This is a genomic window from Clavibacter sp. MX14-G9D, assembly GCF_032917815.1.
GTDB classification, from domain to species: domain Bacteria; phylum Actinomycetota; class Actinomycetes; order Actinomycetales; family Microbacteriaceae; genus Clavibacter; species Clavibacter michiganensis_K.
This window is the reverse complement of the sequence record NZ_JAVCVL010000083.1, coordinates 1-10,477: the sequence shown is the minus strand read 5'-3', so window position 1 is coordinate 10,477 and position 10,477 is coordinate 1. Positions and strand designations below refer to the sequence as shown.

Genomic DNA, 10,477 nt, shown 5'->3' with positions numbered 1-10,477 from the left:
CCCCCCGCCAGTCCCTCCGCACCGCCGGCGTCGCCGTCCGCGCGATGGCCGTCCTCACCGTCGTCCTCGGCGTCGGCTACGCGGCCGTCGTCACGGGCGTCGGCCAGCTCGCCCTGCCCGCGAAGGCCGACGGCTCGCTCGTGTCCGTCGACGGCCAGGTCGTCGGCTCGTCGCTGATCGGCCAGTCCTTCCAGGACGCCGACGGCGCCGCCCTCCCGGAGTGGTTCCAGTCCCGGCCCTCGGCCGCCGGCGACGGCTACGACGCGTCCGCCTCCAGCGGCAGCAACCTCGGGCCCGAGAACCCCGACCTCGTGGCCGCGATCGAGGAGCGCAGGGCGGCCATCGCGGCGTCCGACGGCGTGGATCCGGCCGACGTCCCGGCCGACGCGCTCACGGCGTCGGCCTCCGGGCTCGACCCGCACATCAGCCCGGAATACGCTCGCCTGCAGGTGGCCCGCGTCGCCGAGGCCCGGGGCGTCCCCGAGCAGGAGGTCGCGGACCTCGTCGAGGGACACGTCCAGGGACGCGACCTCGGCTACCTCGGGGAGCCGACCGTGAACGTGCTCGAGCTCAACATCGCGCTCGCCGGCCTCGGCGGCTGAGGCCCGCACCACGCGGGCGAGGAAGAGGATCCATGAAGCGCGGGCGACTGCGGGTGCTGCTGGGCGCGGCGCCCGGCGTGGGCAAGACCTACGCGATGCTCGAGGAGGGCCGGCGGCTCCGCGACGAGGGCGCCGACGTGGTGGTCGCGGTCGTGGAGACCCACGGCCGCGTCGCCACGGCCGCGATGCTCGAGGGCCTGGAGATCCTGCCCCGGCGCGAGGTGTCGCACCGCGGCGTGGAGATCACCGACCTCGACGTGGACGCCGTCATCGCCCGCCGTCCCGCCATCGCGCTGGTCGACGAGCTCGCCCACACGAACGCGCCCGGCGGCCGCAGCGAGAAGCGCTGGCAGGACGTCGACCTGCTCCGCGACGCCGGCATCGACGTGATCTCCACCGTCAACATCCAGCACATCGCCTCGCTCAACGACGTGGTGGAGAAGATCACGGGCGTGCCGCAGCGCGAGACGATCCCCGACCGGGTGCTCCGCGAGGCGCACCAGATCGAGGTCGTCGACCTCGCGCCCGAGGCCCTGCGCGACCGGCTCGCCGGCGGGCGCGTGTACCCGGCCGAGCGGATCGACGCGGCCCTCTCCCATTACTTCCGGCTCGGCAACCTCACGGCCCTCCGCGAGCTCGCGCTGCTCTGGCTCGCCGACGAGGTCGACACCGCGCTCTCCGCGTACCGCGACGAGAAGGGCATCGACGCCCGCTGGGAGGCCCGCGAGCGCGTGGTCGTCGCCCTCACCGGCGGGGCGGAGGGCGAGACCCTGCTCCGCCGCGGCGCCCGGATCGCGGCCCGCTCCGCCGGCGGGGAGCTGATGGCGGTCCACGTCTCGAGCCAGGACGGCCTCCGCTCCGGGAACCCCGAGGCCCTCGCCCGCCAGCGCGCGCTCGTCGACTCGCTCGGCGGCAGCTACCACCAGGTCGTCGGCGACGACATCCCGCGGGCGCTCGTGGAGTTCGCCCGGGCCTCGAACGCCACGCAGCTCGTGCTCGGCGTGAGCCGCCGCAGCCGCCTCGCCGCCGCCGCGACCGGTCCCGGCATCGGCGCCACCGTGATCCGGGAGTCCGGCGACATCGACGTGCACATCGTCACGCACGCGGCCGCGGGCGGGCGCTTCCGGCTGCCGCGCATCCGCGGCGGCGCGCTCAGCATGCGGCGCCGGGTCCTCGGGGCGCTCCTCGCGCTCGTCGGCGGCCCGCTGCTCACCTGGCTGCTCTCGGCGACCCGCTCGGACGACTCCATCACGAGCGACGTGCTCTCGTACCAGCTGCTCGTGGTGCTCGTGGCGCTCGTGGGCGGCATCTGGCCGGCCCTGTTCGCGGCGGTCCTCTCGGGCGTCACGCTCGACTTCTACTTCATCGACCCGCTGTACACGATCACCGTCGACGAGCCGCTGCACCTGCTCGCGCTCGTGCTCTACGTGGTCATCGCGCTGCTGGTCAGCTGGATCGTCGACCAGGCCGCCCGCCGCACGCGCCTCGCCCGCCGCGCGGCCGCCGAGGCGGAGCTGCTGGCGACCGTGTCCGGGTCCGTGCTCCGCGGCGACGGCGCCGTGCACGCGCTCGTCAGCCGCACGCGCGAGGCGTTCGGCCTGCAGGGCGTGCGGCTCGTGGACCGCGGCGAGGCCATCGCGTGGGACGGCGTCGTGACGGGGGCCGCGTCGACCGACGTCCCCGTGGGATCCCGCGGCGTGCTCACCCTCTTCGGCGGCGACCTCGAGGCGTCCGGCCGGCGGCTCCTCCGGGTCATCGCCACGCAGCTCGACGCCGCGCTCGAGCACCGCGACCTCTCCGACACCGCCCGCGAGGTGGGCCCGCTCGCGCAGACGGACCGCGTCCGCACGGCCCTCCTCTCGGCGGTCAGCCACGACCTGCGCCGCCCGCTGAGCGCCGCGACCGCCGCCGTCACCGCGCTCCGCTCGCCCGGCGTGCACTGGGCCGAGGGCGACCGCGAGGAGCTGCTCGCCACCGCGGAGGAGAGCCTCGGCACGCTCGCCGACCTCGTGACCGACCTCCTCGACGTGAGCCGCGTGCAGGCCGGCGTGCTCGGCGTGCGGCTGATGGACGTCGACCTCGACGACGTCGTGCTCGCGGCCCTCGACGAGCTCGACCTCGGGCCCGCGGACGTGGTGCTCGACCTCGCGCCCGACCTGCCCGGCGCCGTCGCGGATCCGGGCCTCCTGCAGCGCGTCGTCGTGAACCTGCTGAGCAACGCCGTCCGGCACGCGCCCGACGGGGTGCCCGTCCGCCTCGGCACGAGCGCGTTCGCGGAAGCGGTCGAGATCCGCGTCGTCGACCACGGCCCCGGCGTCGCCCCCGAGCGGCGCGACGACATGTTCGTGCCGTTCCAGCGGCTCGGCGACACCGACAACGCGTCCGGCCTGGGGCTCGGCCTCGCGCTCTCCAAGGGCTTCACCGAGGGCATGGGCGGCACGCTCACCGCCGAGGACACCCCGGGCGGCGGGCTCACGATGGTGGTCGCGCTGCCGGAGTGCCGGGCAGGATCCGCGCCCGACGCGCCCCAGGTCGGCGCCGCCGCCGCGACGCCCGGGTCGGAGGTGCCCGCGTGAGGATCCTCATCGCCGACGACGACCAGCAGATCCTCCGGGCGCTGCGCATCACCCTCACGAGCCTCGGCTACGAGATCCTCACGGCCGACGACGGCGCCGCCGCCATCCGCGTCGCGGTCGCCGAGAAGCCGGACCTCTACATGATCGACCTCGGCATGCCGCGGCTCGACGGCGTCGAGGTGATCCAGGCGCTCCGGCTCTGGTCCACGGCGCCGATCCTCGTGGTCTCCGGCCGCTCGGGCGCCGCCGACAAGGTCGAGGCGCTCGACGCCGGGGCGGACGACTACGTCACCAAGCCGTTCTCCATCGACGAGCTGCTCGCCCGCATCCGCGCGCTCGGCCGCCGCGCCGCGCCCGACGAGGACCGCTCGGCCGTCGTCGCGTTCGCGGACGTGACCGTCGACCTCGCCGCCCGCGTCGTCACGCGCGGCGACCAGAGGGTGCGCCTCACGCCCACGGAGTGGCAGGTGCTCGAGCTGCTCGTGCGGGCCCCCGACCGGCTGGTGTCCCGCCAGACCCTCCTCACCGAGATCTGGGGTCCGACCCACGTGAACGACAGCGGGTACCTCCGCCTCTACGTCGCCCAGCTCCGCAAGAAGCTCGAGCCGGATCCGTCGCACCCGCGGCACCTGCTCACGGATCCGGGCATGGGCTACCGCTTCGTGCCCGCGGGGGCGGGGCGGGCGCCGGGGGACGCGTAGCCGATCCCGTCCGCCTGGGCGAGGCAGCACGATCACCTGCGTGTTCCACGTCGAGGGACGGGTCAGCGGGCGGCCCGGGAGAGTCGCGGCGTCGGGATGTCGAGCTGCCGGGCCGTGCCCAGCGCATCGTCGAGGACAGCGCGGTGCTCGGCGGCGTCCGGATCGGTGTGCGCGGCGAGGCTCACCCGCGCGATCGGCACGAGGACGGTCGCGGCCGCCAGCACCCCGGCGGTCAGCCCGGGCAGCCGCCACGGGAGCGCGGTACCGGCGTGCCTGCGGAGGTCCACGCCGCGTGCTCCCAGGACGGGGATCAGCTCCCGGCTGGCCAGGAAGGCCTCCCGGAGCGCTCGCGGGTCCCCGACCATGCGCGCGAGACCTCCCATGGCCAGCGCCTGGGAGAACATGCCGGCGTCCATGGCGAAGTGCAGCAGCAGCCATCCCCGCATGTCCTCCTCCTCCCGGGTGCCGAGCCCCGCCTGCCGGAACGCCGCGCGCACCAGCTGCCCGCGCCGCCCGGCATGCCCGGAGGCTTCGAGGGTGATCGATCGGAAGAGAGCACCGTGGAGGACCCCGTCCGGACCGAAGCCCCCGCCGGCCTGCGGGAACCCGAACACCACCTGGTCGGCGGGAAGCGGTGCGATCGCCGCGAGGGGCTCGGCCCACACGTTGCCGAGGACCAGCACGGTGGCATCGCCGATGCGCGGCGCGAGGTACGCGGCGGCCTCCCCGAGACGGTGGTGCCCGACGCTGAGGACGACGAGGTCGAACTCGTCCGCGGACCCGAGGGTCTCCCGCAGTCGCGTCGCGAGGGACGCACGGACTCGGCGGCCCAGCGGCGAGCGCCTCGCGTCCACGACGTCCGTCCGCACCTCGTCCCCGTACTCGGCGGCGCGGCCCGGGCGCACGAGGAACTCGACCCGGTGCCCGGCCTCCTGGAGCGCCTGGCCGTAGATGGTCGCGATGACCCCGCGTCCGAACATGAGGATCCTCATGGCACTCCTCCCGCTAAAGTGGAGACGATCTCCACCCCTTCAGTATGTGGAGACCGTCTCCGTATGTCAACGGGAGGGTGCATGGCCGAGGACAAGCCGCTGCGTGCCGACGCACGCCGCAACCGCGAGGCGATCATCGCCGCCGCGCGCGCGGTGTTCGAGCGCGACGAGCCGCTGAGGTTCGACGACTTCGCCGCGCGCGCGGGAGTGGGCGTCGGGACCCTGTACCGCCACTTCCCCACGCGGGAGGCGCTGGCTGCGGCGGTCTACCGCGGCGAGGTGGCCGCGCTCTGCGAGCGGGGCCGCGCCTCGTCGCTCCCGCCCGCGGAGGCCCTGGACGAGTTCCTGCGCGCGTTCGTCGACTACGTCCTCGAGCACGCCGCGCTCGCGCGGACGCTGGCCGGCATCGTCGACGCCGCGGACCGCGCCGAAGGGGGGAGCGAGCTCGAACGCACCCTCACCGACCTGATGGCGCGAGGGGTCTCCGACGGCACCATCCGCGACGACGCGGGCGCGGGGGCCGTGATGATGGCGCTGCACGGGATCGGAGCCGCAGCCGACGGGCCCCGCCGCACTTCCGAGGCACGGCAGGTCGCCTCGCTCCTCGCACGAGGCCTCCGCGTCGCCTGATCCGGCGACGGGGCGACCAGCCGGCACCCGGATCCACGCGCGTATGCTCCCGTAGTGCCCCAGAGATCCACCCGCTCCGCCCGCCCCGCCGCCGTCATCGCCTCCACCGCCGCGGCACTCGGCGGCCTCACCGCCGCCGCCCTCGTCGTCCCCCGCCGCTTCGAGGCCGGCCGCCGGGCGCGCGCCGTGGTCCTCAACGAGACCCTCCCCGTGAACTCCGCCTGGTGGCGCGAGCAGGCGAAGGTCGACGGCGACCTCCTCTACGTCGCGCTCGGCGACTCGACCGCGCAGGGCATCGGCGCGAGCCGGCCCGTGAACGGCTACGTCGGGATCCTCGCCGACCGCATCCGGGCCCTCAGCGGCCGCACGGTCCGCACCGTGAACCTCAGCGTCTCGGGCGCCCGCGTCGCCGACCTCATCGACTACCAGCTCCCCCGCCTCGCGAAGCTGAAGCCGGACGTGGTGACCCTCGCCATCGGCGCCAACGACATCGCCGCCTTCGAGCCCGTCGCCTTCGAGCGCGACCTCGGCCGGATCCTCGACGCCGTCCCGCCCACCACCGTCGTGGCCGACCTGCCGTGCTTCCACTTCCCGGCCAGCGAGCGGAAGGTGCGGGTCGCCAACGAGATCGTCCGCCGCCTCGCGACCGACCGCCGGCTCCGCATCGCGCCGCTGCACCGCACCACGCGCCGCCAGACCGCGGTCCTCGCCCTCACCCAGGCCGCGGGGGACCTCTTCCACCCCAACGACCGCGGGTACCGCGTGTGGGCGAGCGCGTTCCTGCCGTTCCTGCCCGCCACCGTCCGCGCGCTGGAGGTCGCGGGGCGCTGAGCGCTGGCACCCCGCGGACCCGCCTCCGTAGGGTGGACGCATGGCCGACGACACCCGCGACGCCCGCCCCACCGGCACCCTCTGGCTGGTGGTCGGCCTGGTCTCGGGCGCGCTGCTGGTGACGGGGGCCGTCCGCCCCGCGTGGATCCCCGCCGTCGCGTTCGCCGTCTCCGTGCTCCTGTACGTGCGCACGACGGGTCGCCGCGCCCGGCCCTGACCCCGTCCGGCCGTGTCGGTGCCCGCCGGTAGAGTCCCCCGCATGGCCCGCACCCACTCCACGTACCGCTGCTCGGAGTGCGGGTGGACGACCCCGAAGTGGGTCGGCCGGTGCGCCGAGTGCCAGAGTTGGAACACCGTCTCGGAGGTGTCGCAGACGCCCGCCGCGGCCGGCCGCGTCACCACGCTCACGCCCGCCGGCTCCAGCCAGGCGCGGTCCATCATGCACGTCGGCACCGCCTCCGCCAGCCACATGCCGAGCGGCGTGGGCGAGCTCGACCGCGTGCTCGGGGGCGGCATCGTCCCGGGCGCGGCCATCCTCATGAGCGGCGAGCCCGGCGTCGGCAAGTCCACGCTGCTGCTCGAGGTCGCGGCCCGCGCCGCCGCGAAGGGCGCGAAGGTCCTCTACGTCACGGCCGAGGAGTCGGTCGCGCAGGTGCGCATGCGCGCCGAGCGCACGGGCGGGCTGCAGGAGTCGCTCCTCATCGCCGCCGAGACCGACCTCGGCACCATCCTCGGCCACATCGAGCAGGTGTCCCCCGACCTCCTCATCGTCGACTCGGTGCAGACCGTCTCCAGCAGCACCTCGGACGGCCTGCCCGGCCACCCCGGCCAGGTGCGCGAGGTCGCCGTCACGCTCATCCGCGTCTGCAAGGAGCGCGACCTGCCGCTGCTCCTCGTCGGCCACGTCACGAAGGACGGCTCCATCGCGGGCCCCCGGCTCCTCGAGCACCTGGTCGACGTGGTGTGCCAGTTCGAGGGCGACCGGCAGACGTCGCTCCGCTTCATCCGCGCCCTCAAGAACCGCTTCGGGCCCACCGACGAGGTCGGCTGCTTCGAGATGGCCGGCGACGGCATCGTCGAGGTGCCGGATCCGAGCGGCATGTTCCTCTCGCGCGGCATCCACTCGGTCTCGGGCACCTGCGTCACCGTCGCGATGGAGGGCCGCCGCGCACTCCCCGTGGAGGTGCAGGCCCTCGTGGTCGACACGAAGGCGCCGCAGCCGCGCCGGGTCGTCAACGGGGTGGACGCGTCGCGCGTCGCCATGCTGCTCGCGGTGCTGGAGAAGCGCGCCAACGTGCGGCTCTCGGACCGCGACGTGTACGTCTCCACCGTGGGCGGCGTGCGGCTCACCGAGCCCGCGGCCGACCTCGCCATCGCCGTGGCGCTCGTCTCCGCCGTCAACGGCAAGGCCATGCCGCACGACCTCGCCGCGTTCGGCGAGATCAGCCTGGCGGGCGAGATCCGCGGCGTCACGTCCGCCCCGCAGCGCGCGGCGGAGGCCCGCCGGCTCGGCTTCACGCAGATCGTCGACGCCGAGTGGGGGCCGCTCTTCTCCGCTCTCGGGCGCGCGTTCTCCCTCGCGAAGAGCGAGCGGGAGAAGGAGCTCGACGAGGCGTTCTGAGCCCCGCGCCGCTGCGCGCGAGTTCCCTGCGCGCGGCATGACCGGCTGGGCTGCCGGACGGCGTGGCGCCGGCGGTCAGACCTGCGCGGCGGATCCGGCGGCGTGCTCGCGCACGTGCGCCACGGCGTCGTCGACCACGTGCGTCACGTGCGTGTCGGTCACCTCGTAGCGGGCGAGCCGCCCCGCGCGCTCCACCGTCACCAGGCCCGACGCCCGCAGCACGCGCAGGTGCTGCGAGACGAGCGGCTGCGACAGCCCCGACTCCTCGACGAGCTCCGACACGGTCATCTGCCGCGCTGCGAGGAGCCCCAGGAGGCCGAGCCGCGACGACGACGACAGCACCTTGAAGAGGTCTGCTGCCTGCTCGAAGCCGGCGGGTGGGTAGGTCATCTGGTCGATCCTATGACGACGAGGACCCCGCCTCGCGGCCGGGTCCTCGTCGATCGTCGCGCGCTGCGGCGCGTCGGATCAGTGCTCGTCGTAGTGGTCGCCGTGCTCGGCGTGCTTGTGGCCGTCGTGGACGAAGTCGACGTGGTCGTCGTGCGTGACCGTCTCGTGGCCGCAGTCGGCGCCGTGCTGGTGCTCGGCGACGGTGTGCTCGGCGTGCGTCTCGGTGGTGTCGGTCATGGTGCGTCCTTCCGTAGGGGGAGCACCAGGTTGACAGACGCATGCATGGATTGCAATGCGTGCATCCAATCGAGAACCGTGGTCAGGTGCGCATCGCGGCCGCGGCCGCACATCAGCACAGCGGCCGCGCGTCAGTACAGCAGGAAGGACTTCGGCTCCGCGCTCTCCACGCCCGCGACCTCGACCGAGAGCGTGTAGGTCGCGCCGCCCGCCGGCACGGCCGGGCGCTCCTCCTGCTGGCAGGTGGTGGTGGACGAGCGCTGGCGCGACCACTCGAACGGCGACGACGTCTGCGGCGTTCGCGCCGCGAGCTCGACCTCGGCGTCCTCCGCGCCCGTCTGGCAGTCCGTCGACCTCCAGTAGACGTCGGATCCGCTGGAGATCGTGAACACCTGCGTGGTGGTGCCGAGGTTCGCGGTGCAGGGCTCCATGCCCGTGTTGGTCACCGTGAACGACAGCTTCGGCAGCACGCCCGCCTGGTAGGACGCCGCGTCGGTGACGGGCGTGACCGTCAGCTGGCCGACGGCGCAGGAGCCGTCGGCGTTGGTCTCCGTGCCGGCGCTCGCGCTCGGGGTCGGCGTGGGCGGGGCCTCCGCGGCGGGGTCGCCCGAGTCGCCGTCGGCGTCCGCCCCCGCGCTCGGGGTCGCTCCCGGGGCCGCGGTGTCGGCCGAGCCGCGGCCGAGGTTCGAGACGATGATCACGACGACCGCGATCACGGCCACCACGACGAGCAGCGCGACGAGACGGCGGCGGCGGTACACGGCCGCGGACGGGCGGCCTCCGGGCGAGGTCGAGGACATGACGCCAGGGTACGGTCGAGCGCCCGCGCGGCCCGGTCGGCGCGCCCGCCGCTCACGTCCCTCCGGGCTCCGGGCGTTCCGCGGCCATCCGCGGCCGTGCGTGGACGTCCGCGGCCATCCGCGGGACGGGTCAGAGCGCCTTGAGCATCCGCGTGTTGCCGAGGGTGTTCGGCTTCACGCGCGAGAGGTCGAGGAACTCGGCGATGCCCTCGTCGTGGGAGCGGAGCATCTCGTAGTAGATCTCCTGCGCGATGATCGACTCCGCCACCTCGTGGTAGCCGTGCCGGGTGAAGAACCCCACCTCGAAGGTCAGGCAGAACAGGCGGCTGAGGCCGAGCTCGCGGGCGTCGTCCTCCAGGCGCTCGAGCAGCGCGTGCCCGACGCCGGTGCCGCGCGTCTGCGGCGCCGCGGCCAGGGTGCGGATCTCGCCGAGGTCCTCCCACATGACGTGCAGCGCGCCGCAGCCGACGACCTCGCCGGACGCGTCGACCGCGACCCGGAACTCCTGCACGTTCTCGTAGAGGACGACGAGGTCCTTGCCGAGGAGGATGCCCTCCATCACGAGCGGCTCGACGAGCTGCTGGATCCGGGGCACGTCCCCCGTGCGCGCACGTCGCACGCGGATGCCGCCCGTGGGCTCCGCGGACTCGACGACGACTGGCTCTGCGCTCACGATGACGACCCTCTCGGACCGCGGCTCGGGCGCGCGGATCCGGGGTCCAGCCTATCGACGGGCGGTTCCCGCGTCCGGGGCGGGCGACTCGGCGCCGCTGCCGCCACCGCTGCCGCTGCCGCTGCCGCTGCCGAGCCGCGCGATCATCCGCGGCGCGATCCACGCGATCGCCACCACGCCGACCACGGCCCGCAGCCCCGCGAACACGAGCACCCACCAGCCGACCCCGTCGCCGCCGACGAGCAGCGCGATCCCGATCACCACGAGCGCCGCATCCGCGAAGAACGGCACGCGCAGCCAGAACAGGAGGCGGCGGACGGGATCCACGTCAGCCCGCCGCGGTCGGGCCCGGACGGCCCGTCACGGGCGCACCGGAGGGCGGCGCCCAGCCGGCGGCGGCGGGCCCCGACGCGTCGCGCGGCGT

13 protein-coding genes are annotated in these 10,477 nt (G+C 74.7%); 7 read left to right on the top strand and 6 right to left on the bottom strand.

What is annotated here, in order from left to right; all coding sequences use genetic code 11:
* The 3 genes from kdpC to Q6969_RS08570 form a co-directional block, all read left to right on the top strand.
* Positions 1–602: potassium-transporting ATPase subunit KdpC (kdpC, locus tag Q6969_RS08580; protein ID WP_317230055.1), on the top strand; the 602-nt coding region annotated here is incomplete at its 5' end.
* 32 nt (positions 603–634) lie between these two features.
* Entirely contained in the window at positions 635–3,178 is a 2,544-nt protein-coding gene (locus Q6969_RS08575) for a DUF4118 domain-containing protein (RefSeq protein ID WP_317230054.1), read from the top strand.
* Positions 3,175–3,879: a response regulator gene (locus Q6969_RS08570; protein WP_317230053.1), complete on the top strand. Its 705-nt coding sequence runs from the start codon at positions 3,175–3,177 to the stop codon at positions 3,877–3,879. Before Q6969_RS08575 ends, Q6969_RS08570 begins: the two co-directional genes overlap by 4 nt.
* A gap of 62 nt (positions 3,880–3,941) precedes the next feature.
* On the opposite strand, the gene Q6969_RS08565 is transcribed toward Q6969_RS08570, so the two are convergent.
* Positions 3,942–4,871 carry a 2-dehydropantoate 2-reductase N-terminal domain-containing protein gene (locus Q6969_RS08565; RefSeq protein WP_317230052.1) on the bottom strand — a complete coding sequence of 310 codons (930 nt, stop codon included), beginning with the start codon at positions 4,869–4,871 and terminating at the stop codon, positions 3,942–3,944.
* A gap of 81 nt (positions 4,872–4,952) precedes the next feature.
* On the opposite strand from Q6969_RS08565, the gene Q6969_RS08560 reads away from it, so the two are divergent.
* The 4 genes from Q6969_RS08560 to radA are packed head-to-tail and all read left to right on the top strand — an operon-like array spanning position 4,953 to position 7,953.
* Positions 4,953–5,501, top strand: a complete 549-nt coding sequence (locus Q6969_RS08560; RefSeq protein ID WP_317230051.1) for a TetR/AcrR family transcriptional regulator — start codon at positions 4,953–4,955, stop codon at positions 5,499–5,501.
* Positions 5,502–5,555: 54 nt separating this feature from the next.
* Positions 5,556–6,332 (top strand): SGNH/GDSL hydrolase family protein, encoded by a 777-nt coding sequence (locus tag Q6969_RS08555; RefSeq protein ID WP_317230050.1) that lies wholly within the window; start codon positions 5,556–5,558, stop codon positions 6,330–6,332.
* Between the two features lie 40 nt (positions 6,333–6,372).
* Entirely contained in the window at positions 6,373–6,549 is a 177-nt protein-coding gene (locus Q6969_RS08550) for a hypothetical protein (protein ID WP_317230049.1), read from the top strand.
* A 42-nt stretch (positions 6,550–6,591) separates the two neighbouring features.
* On the top strand, positions 6,592–7,953 hold the full coding sequence (gene radA / locus Q6969_RS08545; protein WP_317230048.1) for a DNA repair protein RadA: 1,362 nt from the start codon (positions 6,592–6,594) through the stop codon (positions 7,951–7,953).
* A gap of 75 nt (positions 7,954–8,028) precedes the next feature.
* Here radA and Q6969_RS08540 read toward each other — a convergent pair whose 3' ends face one another.
* From Q6969_RS08540 to Q6969_RS08520, 5 genes are all read right to left on the bottom strand, one after another.
* Positions 8,029–8,343: a helix-turn-helix domain-containing protein gene (locus tag Q6969_RS08540; protein ID WP_317230047.1), complete on the bottom strand. Its 315-nt coding sequence runs from the start codon at positions 8,341–8,343 to the stop codon at positions 8,029–8,031.
* Positions 8,344–8,421: 78 nt separating this feature from the next.
* Positions 8,422–8,580: a zinc transporter permease gene (locus Q6969_RS08535; protein WP_094116692.1), complete on the bottom strand. Its 159-nt coding sequence runs from the start codon at positions 8,578–8,580 to the stop codon at positions 8,422–8,424.
* A 131-nt stretch (positions 8,581–8,711) separates the two neighbouring features.
* Positions 8,712–9,380, bottom strand: coding sequence for a hypothetical protein (locus tag Q6969_RS08530; protein WP_317230046.1), 669 nt, complete (start codon positions 9,378–9,380; stop codon positions 8,712–8,714).
* 130 nt (positions 9,381–9,510) lie between these two features.
* The gene (locus Q6969_RS08525; protein WP_094116694.1) at positions 9,511–10,053 is read right to left on the bottom strand and encodes an amino-acid N-acetyltransferase; all 543 of its coding nucleotides are present in this window, start codon (positions 10,051–10,053) and stop codon (positions 9,511–9,513) included.
* A gap of 51 nt (positions 10,054–10,104) precedes the next feature.
* Positions 10,105–10,380, bottom strand: a complete 276-nt coding sequence (locus tag Q6969_RS08520; protein WP_317230045.1) for a hypothetical protein — start codon at positions 10,378–10,380, stop codon at positions 10,105–10,107.
* Between the last annotated feature and the right edge of the window lie 97 nt (positions 10,381–10,477).